General features: G+C 71.7%; 23 protein-coding genes. 10 read left to right on the forward strand and 13 right to left on the reverse strand.

Annotated elements, in window-relative coordinates; genetic code table 11:
- Positions 1-85 precede the first annotated feature (85 nt).
- Entirely contained in the window at positions 86-1,255 is a 1,170-nt protein-coding gene (locus tag ACFWGJ_RS07855) for a thiolase family protein (protein ID WP_387321697.1), read from the reverse strand.
- A gap of 121 nt (positions 1,256-1,376) precedes the next feature.
- Between ACFWGJ_RS07855 and ACFWGJ_RS07860 the strand changes: the two genes are divergently transcribed.
- Complete coding sequence (locus ACFWGJ_RS07860; protein ID WP_387321698.1) at positions 1,377-1,865, forward strand: winged helix-turn-helix transcriptional regulator; 489 nt, start codon at positions 1,377-1,379, stop codon at positions 1,863-1,865.
- A 24-nt stretch (positions 1,866-1,889) separates the two neighbouring features.
- Here the strand turns inward: ACFWGJ_RS07860 and ACFWGJ_RS07865 are convergent, their stop codons facing one another.
- Genes ACFWGJ_RS07865 through ACFWGJ_RS07875 form a run of 3 tightly spaced genes read right to left on the reverse strand, consistent with a single transcriptional unit; the run spans position 1,890 to position 4,833 of the window.
- Complete coding sequence (locus ACFWGJ_RS07865) at positions 1,890-2,621, reverse strand: cupin domain-containing protein (RefSeq protein WP_387321699.1); 732 nt, start codon at positions 2,619-2,621, stop codon at positions 1,890-1,892.
- The gene (locus ACFWGJ_RS07870) at positions 2,615-3,571 is read right to left on the reverse strand and encodes a PmoA family protein (protein ID WP_387321700.1); all 957 of its coding nucleotides are present in this window, start codon (positions 3,569-3,571) and stop codon (positions 2,615-2,617) included. The genes ACFWGJ_RS07865 and ACFWGJ_RS07870 overlap by 7 nt, the downstream gene beginning before the upstream one ends.
- On the reverse strand, positions 3,568-4,833 hold the full coding sequence (locus ACFWGJ_RS07875; RefSeq protein ID WP_387321701.1) for a Gfo/Idh/MocA family protein: 1,266 nt from the start codon (positions 4,831-4,833) through the stop codon (positions 3,568-3,570). Before ACFWGJ_RS07875 ends, ACFWGJ_RS07870 begins: the two co-directional genes overlap by 4 nt.
- A gap of 306 nt (positions 4,834-5,139) precedes the next feature.
- Between ACFWGJ_RS07875 and ACFWGJ_RS07880 the strand changes: the two genes are divergently transcribed.
- Positions 5,140-6,015, forward strand: a complete 876-nt coding sequence (locus ACFWGJ_RS07880; protein WP_387321702.1) for an undecaprenyl-diphosphate phosphatase — start codon at positions 5,140-5,142, stop codon at positions 6,013-6,015.
- 314 nt (positions 6,016-6,329) lie between these two features.
- Here ACFWGJ_RS07880 and ACFWGJ_RS07885 read toward each other — a convergent pair whose 3' ends face one another.
- Positions 6,330-6,890, reverse strand: a complete 561-nt coding sequence (locus tag ACFWGJ_RS07885; RefSeq protein WP_387321704.1) for a carboxymuconolactone decarboxylase family protein — start codon at positions 6,888-6,890, stop codon at positions 6,330-6,332.
- A 184-nt stretch (positions 6,891-7,074) separates the two neighbouring features.
- On the opposite strand from ACFWGJ_RS07885, the gene ACFWGJ_RS07890 reads away from it, so the two are divergent.
- Together ACFWGJ_RS07890 and ACFWGJ_RS07895 are read left to right on the forward strand one after the other, a co-directional pair.
- Positions 7,075-7,350, forward strand: a complete 276-nt coding sequence (locus ACFWGJ_RS07890; protein ID WP_387321761.1) for a winged helix-turn-helix transcriptional regulator — start codon at positions 7,075-7,077, stop codon at positions 7,348-7,350.
- Between the two features lie 124 nt (positions 7,351-7,474).
- The gene (locus ACFWGJ_RS07895; RefSeq protein ID WP_387321705.1) at positions 7,475-7,654 is read left to right on the forward strand and encodes a hypothetical protein; all 180 of its coding nucleotides are present in this window, start codon (positions 7,475-7,477) and stop codon (positions 7,652-7,654) included.
- A gap of 69 nt (positions 7,655-7,723) precedes the next feature.
- On the opposite strand, the gene ACFWGJ_RS07900 is transcribed toward ACFWGJ_RS07895, so the two are convergent.
- Complete coding sequence (locus ACFWGJ_RS07900) at positions 7,724-8,608, reverse strand: NmrA family NAD(P)-binding protein (RefSeq protein ID WP_387321707.1); 885 nt, start codon at positions 8,606-8,608, stop codon at positions 7,724-7,726.
- Positions 8,605-9,045, reverse strand: a complete 441-nt coding sequence (locus ACFWGJ_RS07905; RefSeq protein WP_387321708.1) for a nuclear transport factor 2 family protein — start codon at positions 9,043-9,045, stop codon at positions 8,605-8,607. The genes ACFWGJ_RS07900 and ACFWGJ_RS07905 overlap by 4 nt, the downstream gene beginning before the upstream one ends.
- A 128-nt stretch (positions 9,046-9,173) precedes the next feature.
- Here ACFWGJ_RS07905 and ACFWGJ_RS07910 point away from each other — a divergent pair, with 128 nt between their 5' ends.
- The 3 genes from ACFWGJ_RS07910 (at position 9,174) to lnt (ending at position 12,098) form a co-directional block, all read left to right on the forward strand.
- The gene (locus ACFWGJ_RS07910; RefSeq protein ID WP_387321710.1) at positions 9,174-9,785 is read left to right on the forward strand and encodes a TetR/AcrR family transcriptional regulator; all 612 of its coding nucleotides are present in this window, start codon (positions 9,174-9,176) and stop codon (positions 9,783-9,785) included.
- Between the two features lie 52 nt (positions 9,786-9,837).
- Entirely contained in the window at positions 9,838-10,323 is a 486-nt protein-coding gene (locus ACFWGJ_RS07915; RefSeq protein WP_387321711.1) for a nuclear transport factor 2 family protein, read from the forward strand.
- A 131-nt stretch (positions 10,324-10,454) separates the two neighbouring features.
- A complete protein-coding gene (gene lnt / locus ACFWGJ_RS07920; protein ID WP_387321712.1) occupies positions 10,455-12,098 on the forward strand; it encodes an apolipoprotein N-acyltransferase in 1,644 nt (547 codons plus the stop codon).
- Here the strand turns inward: lnt and ACFWGJ_RS07925 are convergent.
- The 3 genes from ACFWGJ_RS07925 to ACFWGJ_RS07935 form a co-directional block, all read right to left on the reverse strand.
- The gene (locus ACFWGJ_RS07925; protein ID WP_387321713.1) at positions 12,004-12,927 is read right to left on the reverse strand and encodes a Gfo/Idh/MocA family protein; all 924 of its coding nucleotides are present in this window, start codon (positions 12,925-12,927) and stop codon (positions 12,004-12,006) included. The genes lnt and ACFWGJ_RS07925 overlap by 95 nt on opposite strands.
- Before the next feature lie 97 nt (positions 12,928-13,024).
- Positions 13,025-13,564: a GNAT family N-acetyltransferase gene (locus tag ACFWGJ_RS07930; RefSeq protein WP_387321714.1), complete on the reverse strand. Its 540-nt coding sequence runs from the start codon at positions 13,562-13,564 to the stop codon at positions 13,025-13,027.
- The gene (locus ACFWGJ_RS07935; protein ID WP_387321762.1) at positions 13,549-14,787 is read right to left on the reverse strand and encodes an XRE family transcriptional regulator; all 1,239 of its coding nucleotides are present in this window, start codon (positions 14,785-14,787) and stop codon (positions 13,549-13,551) included. Before ACFWGJ_RS07935 ends, ACFWGJ_RS07930 begins: the two co-directional genes overlap by 16 nt.
- Before the next feature lie 177 nt (positions 14,788-14,964).
- On the opposite strand from ACFWGJ_RS07935, the gene ACFWGJ_RS07940 reads away from it, so the two are divergent.
- The 3 genes from ACFWGJ_RS07940 to ACFWGJ_RS07950 all read left to right on the forward strand — a co-directional run bounded on the left by ACFWGJ_RS07940 (position 14,965) and on the right by ACFWGJ_RS07950 (position 16,571).
- Complete coding sequence (locus tag ACFWGJ_RS07940) at positions 14,965-15,393, forward strand: ATP-binding protein (RefSeq protein WP_387321716.1); 429 nt, start codon at positions 14,965-14,967, stop codon at positions 15,391-15,393.
- A gap of 78 nt (positions 15,394-15,471) precedes the next feature.
- Positions 15,472-15,984 carry a DinB family protein gene (locus ACFWGJ_RS07945; protein ID WP_387321718.1) on the forward strand — a complete coding sequence of 171 codons (513 nt, stop codon included), beginning with the start codon at positions 15,472-15,474 and terminating at the stop codon, positions 15,982-15,984.
- A gap of 113 nt (positions 15,985-16,097) precedes the next feature.
- Positions 16,098-16,571: a hypothetical protein gene (locus ACFWGJ_RS07950; protein WP_387321720.1), complete on the forward strand. Its 474-nt coding sequence runs from the start codon at positions 16,098-16,100 to the stop codon at positions 16,569-16,571.
- Positions 16,572-16,602: 31 nt separating this feature from the next.
- On the opposite strand, the gene ACFWGJ_RS07955 is transcribed toward ACFWGJ_RS07950, so the two are convergent.
- The 3 genes from ACFWGJ_RS07955 to ACFWGJ_RS07965 form a co-directional block, all read right to left on the reverse strand.
- The gene (locus ACFWGJ_RS07955; RefSeq protein WP_387321763.1) at positions 16,603-17,208 is read right to left on the reverse strand and encodes a hypothetical protein; all 606 of its coding nucleotides are present in this window, start codon (positions 17,206-17,208) and stop codon (positions 16,603-16,605) included.
- 376 nt (positions 17,209-17,584) lie between these two features.
- A complete protein-coding gene (gene ung / locus ACFWGJ_RS07960; protein WP_387321721.1) occupies positions 17,585-18,268 on the reverse strand; it encodes a uracil-DNA glycosylase in 684 nt (227 codons plus the stop codon).
- 90 nt (positions 18,269-18,358) lie between these two features.
- Positions 18,359-19,948, reverse strand: a complete 1,590-nt coding sequence (locus ACFWGJ_RS07965) for an ABC transporter substrate-binding protein (protein ID WP_387321722.1) — start codon at positions 19,946-19,948, stop codon at positions 18,359-18,361.
- Positions 19,949-20,083 lie beyond the last annotated feature (135 nt).

A 20,083-nucleotide genomic window follows, 5' to 3' on the forward strand; every position in this document is an offset into this window, starting at 1 on the left:
AGCAGGGGCGCAGCCCCGCTTTTCAGGGGCGCGGGGAACTGCGCGCTCAGCCACGGACGGCCCGCACCCGACAGACAGCCCGCGGCTACACCCCCTCCAACACCATCGCGTTAGCGAGCCCACCCGCCTCGCACATGGTCTGCAGCGCGAACCGCGCCCCCCGCTCCCGCATCGCATGCACGAGCGTGGTCGTCAGCCGCGTCCCACTCGCCCCGAGCGGATGCCCGATCGCGATAGCCCCACCATGGACGTTGACCTTGGAGAGGTCGGCCCCCGTCTCCTGCCGCCAGGCGAGGACCACGCTGGAGAACGCCTCGTTGACCTCGAAGAGGTCGATGTCGTCCAGGGTCAGTGACGCCTTGCGCAGCACCTTCTCGGTGGCGGGTACGACCCCCGTCAGCATCAGCAGCGGATCGGACCCCGTGACGGCGAAGCTGTGCAGCCGGGCCAGCGGCCGGAGCCCGAGCCGGGCCGCGGTCTCGCTGGACGTGATGAGCACGGCAGAGGCCCCGTCGTTGACCGGGCTGGCGTTGCCCGCGGTGACGTTCCAGTCGATCTGCGGGAAGCGCTCCCCGAAGCCCGGGTCGTAGTAGGCCGGCTTGAGCCCGGCCAGCACCTCCAGGGAACTGCCCGGCCGTACGCACTCGTCGCGCGTCACCCCGTCCAGGGGCGCGACCTCGGCGTCGAACAGCCCGCCCTCCCACGCCGCCGCGGCCCTGCGGTGCGACTCCACCGCGAAGGCGTCCATCTGCTCGCGGGAGACCGACCACTTGGCCGCGATCAGTTCGGCGCTGATGCCCTGCGGGACGAGGCCCTCGGGATACCGCTCGGCGACCCCGGGGCCGAAGGGGTCCTTGCCATCCGGCACGTTCGACCACATCGGCACCCGGCTCATCGACTCCACCCCGCAGGCCACGACCAGGTCGTACGCCCCCGAGATGACACCCTGCGCCGCGAAGTGCACGGCCTGCTGGGAGGACCCGCACTGGCGGTCCACCGTCGTCGCGGGCACCGACTCGGGGAAGCCGGCGGACAGGGCGGCGTAGCGCGTGATGTTCATGGCCTGCTCGCCGACCTGGTCGACGGTTCCGCCGATCACGTCGTCGATGAGCGCGGGGTCGACCCCGGACCGTTCGACGAGCGTACGGAGGGTGTGGGCGAGGAGTTCCACGGGATGGACGTGGGCGAGCGAACCATGTGGTTTGCCCTTGCCGATCGGGGTGCGTACGGCTTCGACGACGACTGCGTCACGCATGGTCTGGCCCCCTGGGAGTAGACGACTCCGAAGAAGGTGGGTTTGGATTCCCAACCCACTAAGTGACTCCACAGTAACCGAGTAAGTTGGAAGAACCAACCCACCCCGTAGACTGGACCGTATGAAGGACGCCCGCCCCTGTTCGATCGCCGGCACGCTCGCCCTCGTCGGCGAGAAGTACTCCCTGCTCGTGCTGCGCGAGGTGTCCTTGGGCGCCACCCGGTTCGACCAGCTGGTCCGCAACATCGGCGCTCCGCGCGACGTGCTGACGACGCGGCTGAAGCGGCTCGTCGACGCGGGACTGCTGGAGAAGGTCGCCTACAGCGAGAAGCCGCCACGCTTCGAGTACCGGCCCACCCGGGCCGGTCTGGAGCTGGAGCCGGTGCTGCTCACCCTCATGGCGTGGGGCGACCGCCATCTCAACGACGGCGATCGCCCCATGGTGCTGGAACACGTCGGCGGCCGTGGGCACTCCGGCGGACACGTCACCGGCCACGAACTGGTGCCGGTCGTCACCTGCGCGGAGTGCGGCGAGGAGGTCCGCCACGACGACCTGACGGCCCACCCGCAGGCCCCTGGCTGGACGGTCACGGGGCCCGCGGCGGTCTGAGAGCGCGGTGGTGGACCGGGGCGCCTACTCCCCCGGGTACACGTCGAGCCGCCCGCACATCCCGAACTTCCCGTACGCCGACGGCTGCTCGGCCCGTACCGCCGCGTCGGCCAGGTGGGACGCGTCACCGCGCTCCAGCCGTTCGAGCTGCTCGCCCGTCGCCGCCGCAGCCGCCTCGGCACCGCGCCGCCACCGCTCGCGCCACTCGGCGAGCCGGGGCCGTACGAGGGCCGCGGCGGCCCGGTGGAACGCGGCGAGGGGCTCGGGCCCGTCCGCCTCGCGCAGCGCACGGTAGCCCTTCAGGGCGAGGTCGCGCCGGGCCCGGGCGATCCGCTCCTTCTCCGCCTCGGGCGCGTCCGCCGGGATGACGGTCGCGGCGGCGTACGTCTTCGGGTCGGTCAGGTACTCCGGCGGCAGCGTGAGCACCGCGTCGCCCGCCTCCGGAAGTCCGCTGTTCTGCATGAGGACGGTGATGCGCAGGTCGTCCTCGTTGACGAGCCGGTGGATGGTGCCGGGCGTGAACCAGGCCACCGTGCCCGGTGCGAGCGGCGTGACCTCGTACCCGGAGGTCGTCAGGGTCTGCACCGCGCCCCGCCCGCCGGTGACGACGTACGCCTCCGAACAGGTCAGATGGAGGTGGGGAGTTCCGCCGCACACCCCGTCGTCGGCGGGCCAGTCGTAGACCGACAGATGCGAGACGGCGACCCCGCCGGGCAGGCCCGTGAAGCCTCCGCGCGGCTCGGCGGGGCTCACCACGGGTGCTCCGCCAGGTACTTGGCGATCTCCTCGCGCTCCCAGGCACCGTCGGCGACGACGACGCGGTAGCGGCGGGTGAGCGTGTCGCCCGGCGCGAGTTCCAGCTCGTCGAAGAAGGCGAAGGAGGGCGCGACGGCCGCGAAGGGTTCGTTGCGGACGAACCAGTGGGCGGGATGGGCGCCGCCCTCGCCCGTGTGGTCGTTCTCCGGGGCGTGCGCGAAGACGAGGGTGGCGTGCCCGTCGGCGACGTCGTGCTCGGCGGAGTAGGCGAGCCACGGCGCCTGCCGCCCCATCAGACCGGGGCCCTCCGCGTCGGGGCCGATGATCCGCCCGTCCCGGAAGCCGCGGGGACCGCGCCAGAACAGGCCGGTGTAGCCGGCCATCTCCCGTCCGGCCGTCGTGGGACTGCCGAACCGCAGGGGCTCGTCCCGGCGGTTGGTGACGGAGGTCGTCCAGGTCAGCGCCCATGAGCCGGCCGCCGGGTCCACGTCGTGCACCTCGACGCGGCGCTCCTCCTCCGCCCAGAGCGAGCCGTCGTACGGATGCCAGGTGAGCCGCTCGGCGATGACCGCGCCGCCCGCACCGGTGCCGTCCGCCTCGACCTGGTCGAAGGTCACGTGCGCCATCGAGCCGACGCGCTCAGGGAGTTCGAGATACCCCTCGCCGTGAACGTATGTGTTGCCGCCCCACAGGTTCGCCCCCGACAGATGCGATGCGGTCATCTGCAGGCCCTTGTGCCAGCGGTGGTCGTTGGGCCTGTAGTCCGTGACAACGTTGCCCGCGAGTGTCCTGAGCGGATGCAGATACGGCTTCGGGGCCTCCCAGGGCGCCTCCGGACCGTACACGTAGCTGAACAGCTCCACTCCGGAGGTGGGTTCGGTGACCGTGACGCGGTCGCCGTGGGCGTGGACGATGCGCAGACCGTTGCGCGGGCCGCCTCGTGCGGTCATGCCGATGCCTCCTCGTGCGTGGCGGGTGTCGCGGGCGTTGCGGGGTCCCAGCCGGGCGCGCCCCCGTGCAGGGCCGTGTAGAAGGGGTCGCCGGGGCCGATCTCACCGGCGCGGACGGTCGTGTCCGTGAACGCCGACTTGTAGAGCGCGGTGATCAGTTCGAGGCTGGTCCGCCCGTCGGCGCCGCTGCTGCGCGGACGCTCCCCCGCGCGCATGCTCGCGACGAGGTCGCGCAGCTGGGCCAGGTGCGAACTGGGCACGTCCGCGCCGAAGTCCCGCCAGGCCGCCACGTCCTCGGCGGGCGCGTCCGGCACCGGGGTGATGCGCCAGTTGTCGTTGCCGTGCCCGTAGAGGTGGGTCAGTTCGACCGTCGCGCGCTCGCAGTCGATCCGTATGCGGCTGGTCTCGTCCGGGCTCAGGACGCTGTTCACCACGGTCGCGAGGGCGCCGCTGCCGAAGCGCACGAGGGCGGTGGAGACGTCCTCCGTCTGCACGTCGTGCACCAGGCGGCCGGCCATGGCCCGCACCTCGCTCCACGGTCCGAGCAGGTCCAGCAGGAGGTCCATCTGGTGGATGCCGTGGCCCATGGCGGGGCCGCCGCCCTCGGTCGCCCACTTTCCGCGCCAGGGCACGGCGTAGTAGGCGGCGTCGCGGTACCAGGTGGTCTGGCAGTGGGCCACGAGGGGCCGTCCCATGGCCCGGTCGGCGAGCAGACGGCGTACGTGCCGCGCGCCCGAGCCGAAGCGGTGCTGGAAGACGATGGAGGCGTAGGGGCCGCCGTCGGCGCCTTCCTGGGCCTCCACGGCGTCGAAGTCGGCGAGGCTCGGCACCGGCGGTTTCTCGCACCACACCCAGGCACCGGCGCGCAGCGCGGCGACGGTCTGGTCGCGGTGCAGGGTGGGCGGGGTGCAGATGGAGACGAGGTCCGGGCGCTGTTCGGCCAGCATCCGGTCGAGGTCGGTGTAGCCGTGCGGGACACCGCCGTCGGCGCAGAAGCGCTTGACGGCGCCGGCGTCGATGTCGACCGCGGCGACGATCTCCACCTCGCCCTCGGCGGCGAGGGCGGCGAGCGCGGGCAGATGGCTGCCGGAGGCGATGGCTCCGGTGCCGATGACGGCGGCCCTGATACGGCGGCCGTCGAGCGGGACCGCGGACCGCCGCTCGTGCGGGGCGCTCCGGTGCTCCGTGCTCTCGTGTGCGGTGTCCTCGTGCTCGGTGTGCTCGGTCGTCTTGCTGGTGGTGGCGTCGCGGGCAGTACGCATGGACGGGATCAGCACTCCATCGGACGTGACAGCGGATCTGGCGGACGCCTGCCCGTCACGGTGACCAGGAGGCGGTCCCGCGGCAGCAAGCGCTTTCACTCCTCGCGGAAACGTAAGCGGCGCATCGTCGCGGGTCAACACCCTCGTCACCGCGCACGAGCGTCTCCGGGGAGGCCCTGTCGTCGCGCTGTCACCCGGGGGCGCTACGCTGCCCCGGACGCGCCTGATCACCGCAGACCGCAACAGGGCACGTCCGTCCGCCCATTCGCTGCGCTCCCGCCATCAGCACTTGGATCACGTAACTTCATGTCTTGGTTTGAATCCCTCATCCTCGGACTCGTCCAGGGGCTGACCGAGTTCCTGCCCATCTCCTCCAGCGCGCACCTGCGGCTCACCGCGGCGTTCGCCGGCTGGGAGGACCCGGGAGCGGCCTTCACGGCGATCACGCAGATCGGCACGGAGATCGCGGTACTGATCTACTTCCGCAAGGACATCGCGCGGATCATCTCGGCCTGGTCCCGCTCGCTCGTGAACAAGGCGATGCGCAGCGACCACGACGCCCAGATGGGCTGGCTGGTGATCGTCGGCTCGATCCCGATCGGCGTGCTGGGCATCACCCTCAAGGACCAGATCGAGGGACCCTTCCGCGATCTGCGCGTCACCGCGACCATGCTGATCGTGATGGGCGTCATCCTGGGCGTGGCCGACCGGCTCGCGGCACGTGACGAGACCGGCGGCAAGCACCGGGCCGCGGTCGAGCGCAAGTCGCTCAAGGACCTGAGCGTGAAGGACGGCCTGATCTACGGCTTCTGCCAGGCGATGGCCCTCGTCCCGGGCGTGTCCCGCTCCGGCGCCACCATCAGCGGCGGCCTCCTCATGGGCTACACCCGTGAGGCCGCGGCCCGTTACTCGTTCCTGCTGGCCGTCCCGGCGGTGCTCGCCTCCGGCGTGTTCGAGCTGAAGGACGCCAGCGAGGGCGGCCATGTCTCGTGGGGCCCCACGATCTTCGCGACGGTCATCGCCTTCGTGGTCGGCTACGCGGTCATCGCCTGGTTCATGAAGTTCATCACGACGAAGAGCTTCATGCCGTTCGTCTACTACCGCGTCCTGCTCGGCATCGTGATCATCGTGTTGGTCGCCACGGGTGCGCTGAGCCCGCACGCGGCGGAGTCGTCGGGCTGACGCCCACGACCGCGCACCGAGGCAACGATCCACAGGTTCTGCGTCCATAGGTTCCGAACAGAACGAAGCCGCCCGCATGGTTCCCCCGTGGCGGGCGGCTTCGTGCTCGGTGTCCGGAGATCTGACGCGGCGGCGGCACGTAAGCGTCCTGGGCCGCTGGACGACACCGGCGCGAGCCGGTGACGGGATTCGAACCCGCGTTTCTCTCTTGAGAGGAGAAGTAGCCGCTGCCTTCGCACCCGGACGTGCACGACGGTAGCGGGTACGGCTCCCGCGGGCATCCGAATAAATTCCGGGCGGCCGGCGGACACCGGTCACCCGGCCGGGAAGGGCTTCGCCCAGGGTTCGCGTTCGATCTGCAGTCCGTTGAGCACGTACGCGATGGTGCGGTACCAGCCCGCGAGGACCAGGAACTCCAGGGCTTCCTGTTCTCCGAGGTGGTCGCGGAGTGCGGCCCAGGCCTCGTCGGTGAGGCGGGCGGTGTCGTGGAGCTGGTCGACGGCCGTCAGGATCGCGCTCTGACGGGGCGTCCAGACCGGGTCGTCCGGGGTGCCGGTCACGGTCAGGGGCACCTGCTCCGGAGTCAGGTCCGCGGCCTCGGCGTACGCCACCGCGTGGGCGCCCCACTCGTAGGCGCAGTCGCAGCGGGCCGCCACCCGGAAGATGACCAGTTCGCGGTCGGCGTCGGGGAGCAGTCCGTGGACGAGGAGGCTCGCGCCGAGTTCCCGCATACGGGAGGCGAGGTCGGGGTGGCGCTCCAGGACCTTGAAGAGCATCAGGGGTTCCTGGGTGACGCCGGGTGGCATCCAGCGGCGTAAGGCGCGCTCGGACTCGGGATCGTAGGGCGGCGTGATGCCGTCGATGCGTTGCTTCATGCCTGCCGACTCTTGCGCTTCTGTTTTAGAAGCGCAAGAGTCGGAACGCACAGGACGGCGCGGCGAGTTGTCGGTTCGGTGAGTCGGCCGGCGCGGTGGGTCGACCAGTTCGGGGAGGAAAGCCTTGGGCACGACACCCCGGCCCGGGCGGCCGGTGCGCGGTTCGAAGAGCGGCCGTCCCGTGATGGCCGCGCTGGACCTGCTCGGCCGGCGCTGGACGCTGCGGGTGATCTGGGAACTCCACCGGGGCGGTGCGCCGGTCGGCTTCCGCGATCTGCAGCGGCGCTGCGACGCGATGTCCTCCAGCGTGCTGTCGGCCCGGCTCTCGGAACTCCGCGAGGCGGGGATAGCCGCCCCTGCGGACGGCGCGACGTGGCGGCTGACCCCGCTGGGCGACGACCTGGTGACGGCGATGGGCCCTCTGCTGGACTGGTCGCGCACGTGGGCCGAGCGGCAGTGAGACGTGCTCGCCGTCCCGTTTCCCAACTCGGTGGCCCCTAAACGTTTATGGCGTGACCAAGCGCATACGGCGTGGGTAGTCATCTGGTAGCGCACCGTCAGTCCTTGGCCTTACGCTGATGCGCATGCCCACCAATTCTCCGACCCCTGGTTCCGTGCGGTCAGCGGCCGCACTGAATGAGCAGATCCGAGCGTTATGGATACGCGCGGGCGGATATCTCTCGCCCCAGGAGCGCATCGAGTACGAACTGCTGGTCGTGCAGTGGGCCGCGGCGGTGCGGGAAGAGATAGTCGAAGCGGCGTGAACTCCGGGGTGTGCGGACCCCGTTGAGACACCCCTCCCCCGGCCCGGCGCCGGGCACGGCAGGCGACCGTCACGGCACCCGCACCGGTGGCACAGCCCCCGTACCGCCGACCGCGGCGAGCACGTGGGCGCGGAACGTGCGTGGCGCGCGGCCGGTCAGGCGGTGGACCGTGTCCGTGGTGCGGTCCTCGGCGCCCTCCGCGTTCGCGCGGTCCATGGCGGCCAGCATCGCGGCGTACTCCAGCGGCATCGAAGCCGCCAGGTGATCCCTCATCTGCTCGTAGGTCAGCGGCCGGTGAGCGACCGCGCGGCCGGTCACCTCGGTGAGGACCGCCGCGACCTCGGTATGACTCAGCGCCTGCGGGCCGGTGACGACCAGGTCGGTGCCGGGGGCCCGCGCATCGGTCAGCGCGTGTGCGGCGACGGCCGCGATGTCGTCGGCGTCGACGAAGGCCACCCGCCCCTCGCCCGCCGCGGTCAGGATGACCCCCTCCTCGCGGGCGCTGCGCGCATGCATGTGGTCGCCCGTGAAGTTCTGCATGAACCAGGAGGGCCGCAGTACCGCCCACTCGTCGAACAGGCCGGGCAGAGCCCGGTGCACCTGCCCGACGGCCGGGCCGCCCTCGGGGATCGCGGAGGAGCTGAGGAGCACCGCCCGGCGCACTCCGGACGCGCGCGCCCGCTCCAGGAAGGGCAGCATGACGTCGGCCGGGGTGGCGGAGTCCAGGGGCGCGACCAGGTACACCCGGTCCGCGCCGTCCAGTGCCCCCTCGTACGTCGCCGGGTCGTACCAGTCGAAGCGCACGGCCTCCGCGCCGTCGACGGGAGTGGCCCGGCGCCCTGCCGCCTTGACCCGGTGGCCCGCCCCGGCGAGGCGGGAGACCACGCGGCTGCCGGTGGTGCCCGTGGCGCCGAGCACGAGGACGGCCGCGGGAGCGGTACCGGCGCCGCTCATCGCCCGCCCCGCGTGAAGTCGGTCGCGCTGCCCGGGGAGACGGTGAGGGGGTTCCAGTAGTCGCGGTAGTGCGTGATGAGCCCGCCGGAGACCGTCACCACGGCGATGTAGGTCATGTCGAACGGCTTTCCGGTCCGCACCACCCGCCCCACTCCGCGCATCTCCACCACGATCGTCCCGGAGTCGCCGGTCTCGTGGATCTTCACGTCGGGGAAGTCGTGCAGGTCGATGTGGTCGGGATAGTGGCGCATGTAGTCGGCGACGGCGACCCTGCCCTCCAGCCGCTTCGGCCACCCGTCGGGCGCGAAGGGGAACTCAAGGACGCCCCGGTCGTCCCAGAGGCCGGTCCAGGCCGCGATGTCCTTGTCGATCAGCATCCGCAGGCCCCGCCGGAACAGGTCCGACGGCCCCGTGGTCGCAGCTGTGCTCGTGGTCATGGGAGATCCTCCGATACGATACGGACCAGCGGTCCGCTTGAGATCGACTATACGGACCCGCGGTCCGCTTAAGCAACCCGTCAACCCGTCCGCGTATCCCACGCGCCCCACGGCCCCCGGAGGAACCCGTGCCCGAACGCAAGCCCCGCGCGGACGCCGCACGGAACCGGGAAGCAGTCCTCGCGGCGGCCGACCGGCTCTTCGCCCGCAGCGACAGCCCCGAGCACGTGTCCATGGCCGACATCGCCGCCGAGGCGGGCGTCGGCAAGGGCACGCTCTTCCGCGGCTTCGGCGACCGCACCGGTCTGATCCGGGCGCTCCACGAGACCCGGCTCGAACCGATCCGCCGGGCCGTCACGGACGGCCCGCGCCCCCTCGGGCCCGGCACCCCGCCGGCCGAGCGCGCGCCCGCGCTGCTGGACGCCCTCCTGTGCTTCAAGCTCGACCACCGCCACCTCTCCCTGGCCCTGGAGGAGGCGGGCAGCGGCAGCCCCTACGGCGCCGGGCACTACGACTGGTGGCACGGCACCCTGCGAGGCGTCCTGGAGGACCTTCCCGGGTTCGGCGACGGGAACTTCGCCGCCCACGCCCTGCTCGCCGCGGTCCGCGCCGACCTCGTCGACCATCTGGTGGACCGTCACGACGCCTCCCGTGAACGGCTCCGCGCGGCGCTGGCCGCCTTCACCGCGAAGCTCCTGAACGGCTCGTACCAGGACGTCCGCAGCGCGCACGCCGGGTGAATATCCCTGCACGCCCCTTGGCTCGCTCCTCCCCGTGGCCAACACTGAGCCGATGACGCAGCGCGTGGAACTGGCGACGGTGATGGACCGGCTCGCGGTCGACGAGGTGGTCACCGAGTACGCGGTGGCGGTCGACGACGGGGACTGGGAGGCGTACCGGCGGCTGTTCGCACCGGACGGACGGGCGGACTACCGGTCCGCGGGCGGTGTCGAGGGGGACGCCGGGCAGATCGCCGCATGGCTCTCGCGGACCATGGAGCTGTTCCCGATGCGACAGCATCTGATCGTCAACCGGCGGGTGCGCTTCGGTCTGCTGGAACAGGACAGCGGTGACACCGCCCGGGTCCAGGCCGACTACGTGAACCCGATGCGCTTCGCCGGACAGGACGGCGGATCCACCGAGCCCGACTTCGTGTGCGGCGGCCGGTACGACTTCGGGCTGCTGCGGACGGCCGAGGGCTGGCGGGTGCGTGAGGTGGTCGTGCACGAGAAGTGGCGCCGGGTCCCGCAGCGCCGCCAGGAGCCGGCCGCTCCCTGACGGGGACGGCCGTCCGGGCGCAGCCGGTGTGTTGATCGTTTCGGTGCCCGCACACTGGACACACTGGAGTCACCGAAGCCGTCGGCTCACCGAGTCGGGCACCGTACTTCGAGGGCCGCGGGAGGCGCTGGATGAACCTGTCCGCCACTGACTGGCGCCGAGGTCTCGGCTCGCGCGTCGGCTCACGTCTCGGCCCGCGTCTCGGCTCTCCGTGGTGGCGCGGCGCGGCGGCCACTCTCGCCGGCGCGCTGCCGATGCTGAGCTTCCCCGCGCCCTCGCTGTGGTGGTTCGCCTACGTGGCGCTGGTGCCGTGGATCCTGCTCGCGCGCTCGGCTCCGACGGGCCGGCGCGCGGCGTACGACGGCTGGCTCGGCGGGCTCGGTTTCATGCTGGCCGTGCACCATTGGCTGCTGCCGAGCCTGCATGTCTTCACCGTCGTGATAGCGGCGCTGCTGGGCGCGCTGTGGGCACCGTGGGGCTGGCTGGTGCGCCGGTTCCTGGCCGGTGCGCCCTCGCCGGGCCGGGTGCTGGCCGCCCTGTTCGTGCTGCCCTCCGGCTGGCTGATGGTCGAACTCGTCCGCTCCTGGGAGGGGTTGGGCGGTCCCTGGGGGCTCCTCGGGTCGAGCCAGTGGGACGTGGCGCCCGCGCTGCGGCTCGCCTCGGTCGGCGGGGTGTGGCTGCTGAGCTTCCTGCTCGTCGCCGTGAACGTGGCGGTCGCCGTCCTCGTCGCCGTACGGTCCTCCCGTGTCCCGGCGGTCGCCGGGCTCCTCGCGACAGCTGTTGCCACCTCGGCGGTCTGGGTCTGGTCGCCCCGGCCCGAGGAGGACGGTGAGCGGGCCCGGATCGCCGTCGTGCAGCCCGGCGTGATCGACGGCATCGGCGGCCCGGAGAAGCGGTTCGCGCGCGAGGAGGCGCTCACCCGGAAGCTGGCCGGGCAGGACGTCGACCTGGTGGTGTGGGGCGAGAGCAGTGTCGGTTTCGACCTCGCCGACCGTCCCGACCTGGCGGACCGGCTCGCCGCGCTCTCCCGCGAGGTCGACGCCGACATCATGGTCAACGTCGACGCGCGCCGCTCGGACCGGCCGGGCATCTACAAGAGTTCCGTGCTCGTGGGTCCGCAGGGCCCGACCGGTGACCGCTACGACAAGATGCGGCTCGTGCCCTTCGGCGAGTACGTCCCGGCGCGCTCGCTCCTCGGCTGGGCGACCTCCGTGGGCAAGGCGGCGGGCGAGGACCGGATGCGCGGCACCGGGCAGGTGGTGATGACGGTCGGCGACGGGCTGAAGGTGGGCCCGATGGTCTGCTTCGAGTCGGCGTTCCCCGACATCAGCCGGCATCTCGCGCGCGACGGCGCCGACGTGCTGCTCGCCCAGTCGTCGACCTCGTCGTTCCAGAGCAGCTGGGCCCCGGAGCAGCACGCCTCGCTCGCGGCACTGCGGGCCGCCGAGACGGGCCGCCCGATGGTCCACGCGACGCTCACCGGCGTCTCGGCGGTCTACGGCCCGGGCGGTGAGCGCGTCGGCTCCTGGCTCGGCACCGACGCGAGCACGTCCGCGGTGTACGAGGTGCCGCTGGCGCACGGTGTCACCCCGTACGCGCGCCTGGGCGAGTGGCCGGTGTATCTGGCCCTGCTGGTCCTGGCCGCGCTGGGCGCCACCGAGGGCGTACGGGCGCTGCGGGTCAGGCGGTCGCGGCGCCCCGGGGCGAGCGCTCCGTCACCGCACGCACCACGCGCTCGCACAGTTCGTGAGTCTCCAGCGCGTCCCGGGCACTGAGGACCTTGCCCGCGCGCACGGCGTCGAGGAAGGCCAGCACGGCCTGCTCGATGCCGCGCTGGCGGGCCACCGGAACCCAGTCGCCGCGCCGCCGGACCGTCGGCTGCCCCTTGTGGTCGACGATCTCGGAGAGGTTGACCACCTGACGCTTGGTGTCCTGTCCCGACACCTCCAGGATCTCCTCGGCGGAACCGCTCAGCCGGTTCATCACGCCGAGTGCCGTGAACCCGTCCCCGGCCAGCTGCAGGACGACGTGGTGCAGCAGTCCGTCCTCGACGCGGGCCCGCACGGTCACGTCGTCGACCGGTCCCGGGACCAGGAACCGCAGGGTGTCCACGACGTGGATGAAGTCGTCGAGGATCATCGTGCGGGGCTGTTCCGGCAGGCCGACGCGGTTCTTCTGCATCAGGATCAGCTCACGCGGGTGCTCGACGCACTGCGCGTACCCGGGTGCGTACCGCCGGTTGAAACCGACGGCCAGGCTGGTGTTCCGCTCCTCCGCGAGCCTCACCAGGCGCTCGGAGTCGGCGAGTTCGTACGCGATCGGCTTGTCGACATACGTGGGGACGCCCGCTTCGAGGAGCGCGCCCACGATCTCGGGGTGGGCGTGCGTGGGCGCGTGGACGAACGCCGCGTCGAGGCCCTGCGCGAGCAGCCCGGCGAGGTCCGTGTGCCGGCGCCCGGCCGGCACGTGCAGGCTGTCGGCGACCCTGGTGAGGGTCGCCGGCGTCCGTGTGTGCAGATGCAGTTCGAGTCCCGGGCGGGTGGCGAGCACCGGCAGATACGCCTTCAGCGCGATGTCGCCGAGTCCGATGCAACCGACCTTCACAGGGATCTCCTCCGGGACAGGACACGGGTCCGGGGCACGCGCGCCCCGACGTCGTCGGAAGCATACGGCGGCCGCGGCGGCCCCATGGCCAGGACCTTTACACGAGAGGCAGCTCGGCGAGCATCACCGCGTACAGCGGGGAGTCCGCGAAGGGCCGGCGCTCCCCGACCTTGCGGAAGCCCCAGTCCTCGTACAGGGCCTGTACGCGCGGATGCTCGACGTCCACCAGGAGGACGGCGAGGTCCTCGGGCCGCTCCTCCAGGAGCGCGCGGGACAGTTGGTCCGCCACCCCCTGCTTCCGCCATTTCGGATGAACGGCCAGCTCGGAGTAGGAGAAGGTCACCGCCTTCTTCGGCGCCTCGTCGAGGTGCTCGCGCCACCACTCCCGGCCCTCGACCGCGGGGGCGCCGTACGCGAAGCCCATCGCCTCGTCGCCCTCGTACGCGATGACGCAGGCGAACGCCGGGTTGCCGCCCCAGTGGTCCACGAACCAGGGGAACTTCTTCTTGAAGTCGTCGTCCCGGTCGGGGCCCGCCGCCGCGGCGTGCAGGTCGATGATCGTCTGCCGGATCCGCGGCAGGTCGTCGTGCCCGAAGCGGCGGATGTCCAGGCCATCGGCGCTCACAGTCGGCTCCATTCGGATCGGTAGCGGTCTCCCCACTCTCGGGCGATCCCGGCGTCCGGCGCAAGAGTGATCAGGTCCCGGTAGTAGTCGCCGAGCAGGGAGCGCATCCGGCCCGGGATCGGATGGCCCGACATCAGGGGGAAGACCGAGGCCGCCGTCGCGCACGCCTGCTCGACGTCGCGCTGGTGGAGCTGGGCCAGCGCGAGCCGCCCGGTGGCCAGCGCCCTGTTTCTGCGGAACTCCGCCGGGATCGTCCGCAAAGCCTGGTGGGAGGCGGCCTCGGACTCGGCGAAGCGTCCGTTGCGGTCCTGCACGATGGCGGTCATGGCGAGCAGTTCGGCGGGGCCGTAGAAGGCGATCCACGACGGCCGGGGCTCGTCGGGCCGCGCCTTGCCGAGGGCGTCCCGGGCGTGCCCCAGGGAACGCAGGGCGGCCTGCCGGTCACCGAGGTTCGAGTGGCCGATGGCCGTCCTGGCATGGGCCAGGGAGCTGTACAGGGGCAGCCGCCTGGCGACGGCCGTTCCCTGGGCGGCGTAACCGGCGTCCACGGCCTCGGCGTACTCGCCCCGGTGGTGCGCGAGGATCGCGTACGCGTTCCAGACCCGCACCTCCGCCACCGGATCCTTGGCCATTCCGGCCAAGTAGAGTGCGCGGCCGAGGAGTTGGGAGGCGCGGTCCATCCGCCGGGCGTCGATCGCGCTCCAGGCCGCGGTGGCGGTGTAGTCGGCGGCCACGGAGAAGAGCCTGCGGCGGATGCGCTGGGTGGCCCCGAGCCGCTGTTTCTCCAGGGCCTCGGCGGCACCGGCCAACGCGGCGCGCTCCAGGCCGTCGTGGCCGCCTCTGCTGCGGTCGAGTGCCATCAGGGCGTCCAGGCCGGAGCGCAGCCGGATGACGTCGGAGGTGCCCACCTGTGGCGGCGCACCGACGAACGGCGTCACCACGGCGGCTGTCGCGGTGGTGACGGTGAGGAAGTTCCTGCGGTCCACAGGGGCCTCCGGTTCGGTGGCGGGACGGTTGCGGGCCGGCGGACTGAAGCCCAGTTCCTCGGCCGTACATCCGAATACTGCCTCCAGCGCCGCTCGTTGGCGGGGGTGCGGCCATCTCGTTCTTCCGGTCCGCCAGTAGCGAACGGTCCGGTCGCTGACCGTTCCCTCCTGTCCGGCGGAGGTCAGACGGGCGTTGACCGCGTCGACCAGTTCGGCCTGGGTCATGCACCGCGCGCTCATCGCGCTCATGAAGCGCTCATTGCCGTCCACATAGGCACGGTAGGCAGTGATTCCTGGCCATGAGTGCAGATCGCGGAGAAATATCCGGTTGGGCCGTATCCATCACGGGTGGATTTTTCCTGCCTCCCCGCGTCCCGGCGTCGTTCACTCGGTCAAGGCCCATCACACCCGCACCCCGAGGTCCTGATGACTGTGACGGCAACACCACGTCCCACCGGGCATCCCGGGTACTCGCAGACGCTCGCACGCGTGCCGGAGAGCGCGGGTGCGGCGCGCAGCCTGGTGCGTACGGCTCTCTCGGCCTGGCACCAGGACGGGCTGACCGAGGACGCCCTGTGCGTCATCACCGAGCTGGTCTCCAACGCCGTCGACCACGCGTGCTGCTCCGTGATCCGGGTCGTCGTCACACGCCCCGCCGAGGACCGCGTCCTCCTCGCGGTCGTCGACCGCTCCCGCGACCTCCCGAGGACGGACACCGACTGCGACGAGGAGCGGAGCAGGGGCCGCGGCCTCGTCCTGGTCGACGCCCTCTCGCACCGGTGGGGCACCGAACCCCACCGCTGGGGCAAGACCGTCTGGGCCGAGCTGAGGAGCGGGCCGGCGGCCGACGGTTGAGGACCGGGGCGGGGCAGCGCGGGGTACCGGCGTGAAATCGGGTGGGCCGGGGCCGCGGTCGTCCGCGATGATGCGCTCATGACCAACGAGCGCAGGGGACCCGCGACGGACGCCGGTGAGCGAGCGATGCTGGAGGGCTGGCTGGACTACCACCGGCAGACCCTGGCCTGGAAGTGCGAGGGTCTGGACGACTCCCAGCTCAGGACGGCCGCGGTGCCGCCCTCCGAGCTGTCCCTGCTCGGCCTCGTCCGGCACATGGCGGACGTGGAACGGAGCTGGTTCCGCAAGGTCCTCGTCGGCGACGACCCGGGGCCGATCTACTACAGCGACGAGGACCGGGACGGCGAGTTCCATCTCACCGAGGCGGACACCTGGAAGGAGGCGTACGCCACCTGGCAGGGCGAGATCGCGATCGCCCGCCGCAACGCGGCGCCGCTCGGTTTGGACGACCTGTCCGAGGGCCGGAGCAGGTTCACCGACAAGCCCTTCAACCTGCGGTGGATCTACACGCACATGATCGAGGAGTACGCGCGCCACAACGGTCACGCCGATCTGATCCGCGAGCGCGTCGACGGGGCGACCGGCGACTGAGGAACGGACGAGGGCGCGGGCGCGGAGGCATCGGCCGCCGGTCTTTCACCCGTGCGGGGCACACTCCGCTCGTCGGCTCCCCGAAGCACGGCGGAACCAGCAGAGTTGCGCGGGTGCATCGAACCGCGACCACCGCAACGCTTCTGGTCACCGTGGCCGTCTCGGCGGTCTCCGCCGTCTCGGGCTGTGTGACCGTCCAGCGGACGCCCACGCCCGCCGTGCCGTCCGTCCCGCTCCCGGTGCCGGAGCCGCGCCCGGACGGCAGAGCCGAGCAGCGGGTCGTCCAGGCCCCGGCCCGGGAGGCCCTGGAGCTCGTCGGCCCGTCCCGCCGCCCTTCGGCGCCCGCGTCCGCACCGGCCCGTACGCCCGCCGCGGGTCCCGCCGCCCCGGCGGACCCGCCTCGGCAGGCCCCCGCCGCACCGCCGCGGCGCCCGGAGCCGCAGCGGCCCGAGCACCGGGCCGTGCCACGACTGCCCGCGTCCGTACCGTCGACGGGCGCTGACGTGTGTGCGCTGGGCCGGACGTACGGCGGCTGGCGGGCGGACAGCCCGCAGGCGGCGATCTGCCAGGACATGTACGGCCGTTGACGCCTCCGGAGGCGAGGCGTGTGGAGGCGGCCTAGGGCTCCCGACGGGGCGGTCCCAGCGTCTCGCCTCCGGGCCCTCCCGTTCCTCCCGGGCCTCTCCCGTGCCCCGGCCGCCTCGGTGCGGGTTCGGGTGCGCCGTCCGGGCCCGCCCGGTCCAGCCTCGACTGCAGGCGGCCGATGCCGGCCCGGACCCCGTCTCCGTAGGCGTCGTCGCCGAGGACGCCCATGCCCGCCCGCGCCGCTCCCAGATGGCCCCGGGCCGCCTCGGAGCGGCCGAGCTTCACATAGTCCGCGGCGAGGTTCAGATGCAGGGACGGGTAGAAGGCCCGTACCGCGAGGGACTGGTGGTGCGCCGGGTGCTCCGCGACGTGGTCGTCGGTGAGCCCGCCCGTGAGCTCGTCCGCAGCCGACAAGGCCCTCAGATCCCAGGCGAGTTCGTCCGAGGGGTCGTCCTGCGTGTCCGCCATGTAGTGCGCGAGTGTGCAGCGGTGCAGCGCGTCGCCCTCCACGCCGATCTCCGCCCACAGGTCCAGGAAGCGGCTTCGGGCCTCCTCGCGGTCGCCGCCGTGGAGAAGCATGACGGCCTGCCCGATCCTGGTCGTCATCGTGTCCGCCGCCTGCTCCTGCTGCTCCGCCACCGCGTCGCCCTCCACCCGCTCGTCTGCCGTTGTCACCTCCGGCCGACGCTAACGGCAGGCACCGGCAATCGAGCTGAGGCGGCCCCGAGGGCGGCCGGGCCGTCACCCCGGGCCGGAGCCCGCCGGAGTCCGCCGGCCCCGGTCAGGACTGCCCCACCCCCGTGGAGGCAGTCCTGACCGGGTGCCGGGCGGCCCGCGGCCGCCCCACCCGACCCGGCCCGACGGCATCCGGACCGCCCCGGCCGGATGCCGATCACCCCGTACCGGCCCGAGTCTGCCGGACCGCCCCCGCCGGACCGGGATCGCCCGGACCGGACCGGCCCAGATCGGAGCGGACCGGGCTGGACGAACCAGGCTGGGCGGACCGGGCTGGGCGTCAGCCGAGGTTCGGGATGCGCCAGTCGATCGCCTCGTGGCCCTGCTTCGCGATCGCCTCGTCGATCTGGGTGAAGGGGCGCGAGCCGAAGAACTTCTTCGCGGACAGCGGTGAGGGGTGCGCGCCCTTGACGACGATGTGCCGCTCCTCGTCGATGAGCGGGAGCTTCTTCTGCGCGTAGTTGCCCCACAGGACGAACACCGCGGGGTCGGGCCGCTCGGCCACGGCCCGGATCACCGCGTCCGTGAACTTCTCCCAGCCCTTGCCCTTGTGCGAGTTGGCCTCTCCGGAGCGGACCGTCAGCACCGCGTTGAGCAGCAGGACACCCTGTTCGGCCCACGGCATCAGATAGCCGTTGTCCGGCACCGGATGGCCCAGCTCCTCCTTCAGCTCCTTGTAGATGTTGCGCAAGGAGGGCGGCGTCCTCACCCCGGGCCGGACCGAGAAGCACAGGCCGTGGCCCTGGCCCTCACCGTGGTACGGGTCCTGGCCGAGGACGAGCACCTTCACGCGGTCGTAAGGGGTCGCGTCGAGCGCGGCGAAGACCTCGTCGCGCGGCGGATAGACGGGCCCCTTCTCGCGCTCCTCCTCGACGAACTCGGTGAGCTCCTTGAAGTAGGGCTTCTGCAGCTCTTCGCCCAGGACGCCGCGCCAGGACTCGGGCAGCATGGCGGTGTCGGTCACGTGAACTTCCTTACAGGTGCGGTTGTTTCCGGTCCTCAGAACCTACCGCCGCCCACTGACAATCGGCCGGGCTCCCGGCCGGCTCCCCCGCTACCAGCTGGTCTTGCGGGACAGCTCCCACACCATCATGATCGTCGACGGGTCGATGGAACGCTCGACGCCGGAGATCTCCTCACTGGCGGCGATGTACTGCTTGCCCTGCCACAGGGGCAGCAGCCGCGCGTCGTCCACGAGGATGTGCTGCGCCTTCTCGAACTGCTCGACGACGTCACCGCGGTCGGTCCGCCGGCGTGACTCCGGCAGCAGGACGTCGGTGATCTCGGGCGACTTGTAGGGCGTACCGAGCGCGTTCTGTTCGCCGACGAACGGGGCGATGAAGTTCTCGGCGTCGGGGAAGTCGGGGAACCAGCCGCGGCCGAACACGGGGTACTCCCCCTTGCGGTAACCGGCCTCGTACGTCTTCCAGGGGCGTCCCTTGACGGTGACGCTGAACAGGCCGGTCTCGTTGAGCTGCCGCCTCAGCTCCTCGAACTCGGGCTTGGTGATGGAGCCGTACCGGTCCGTCGTGTACCAGAGGGTGAGCGGTACGCGTTCGGAGATGCCCGCCTCCAGGAGGATCTGCCGGGCCTTGGAGGTGCTGGGGCTGCCGTAGTCGTCGAAGAACCCGGTGGTGTGGCCGGCCAGCCCGCTCGGGACCATGGAGTACAGCGGCTCGACGGTGTCCTGGTAGATGTTGTGGGCGAGGGCGGGCCGGTCGACGACCTGTGCGACGGCCTTGCGGACCGCCGCCTTCCTGGCCCACGGGTCCTTCGGGTTGAAGACCAGGTAGCGGATCTCGGTGCCCGCGCCCTCCACCAGCTGGATGTCGTCCTTGCCGCGCCGGTCCTGCAGGGCGACGACGTCCTTGGCTGCGAGTCCGCGGAGGGTGACGTCGATCTTCCGGTCCTTCAGGGCGTCCACCATCTCGTCCGAGTCCTGGAAGTACCGGATGGTGACGGCGCTGTTCTTGCGGTCGGCGGAGCCCTTGTAGTGGTCGTTGCGGACGAGCCGGGCCTCCTGCCCCTCCTCGTACGACTGAAGGCCGTACGGTCCCGACCCGGTGACCTCGCCGTCCTCGCGCAGGGCGTCGGCCGGGTACTCCTCGGGGTCGACGATCGACATGGCGGGTGTGGCGAGCACGAACGGGAAGGTGGCGTCCGGCTTGTTGAGGCGGAAGACGACCTTGTTCGCGCCCTTCGTCTCGACCCGCTCCAGGCTGCCCAGCAGGCCCGCGGGACCGCCGTCCACGGCGATCTTCCGGATGCGGTCGATGGAGTGCTTCACGGCCTCGGCGTCGAGGTCGTGTCCGTCGGAGAAGGACATTCCCTGACGCAGCGTGCAGCTGTACGTGCGGTTCGAGTCGTCGGTGAAGCGGCAGCTCTCGGCGGCGTCCGGCTCGGGCGCGGACGCTCCGGCCGGGTAGCTGAGGAGGGTCTGGTAGATGTTGCGGAACAGTTCCCACGACCCGTCCCAGGACGCGGCGGGGTCGAGGGTGCTGGGTGCGCTGGTCGTGCCCACGATGATCGGGCCCTCGCCCTCGGAGGTGTCCGAGGAGAACACTCCGCATCCGGTGACCAGGGATATGGAGGTGATGGACGCGATCACCGACAAGTGCCGCAGGGACCGGTTCCGCTTCAACACGCGCACGCTCCTCGATGAGCCCCGCCACAGTGGGCAGGACCATATCGCAGTGCCCCGCGCGTCAAACGGCTCTGACGGCGGGGCACTTGACGTGCACGAACATCATTTGTTCGATTTTTTTCGGCTCTGCGACTC

The organism is Streptomyces sp. NPDC060205 (assembly GCF_042728395.1).
Lineage (GTDB): Bacteria > Actinomycetota > Actinomycetes > Streptomycetales > Streptomycetaceae > Streptomyces.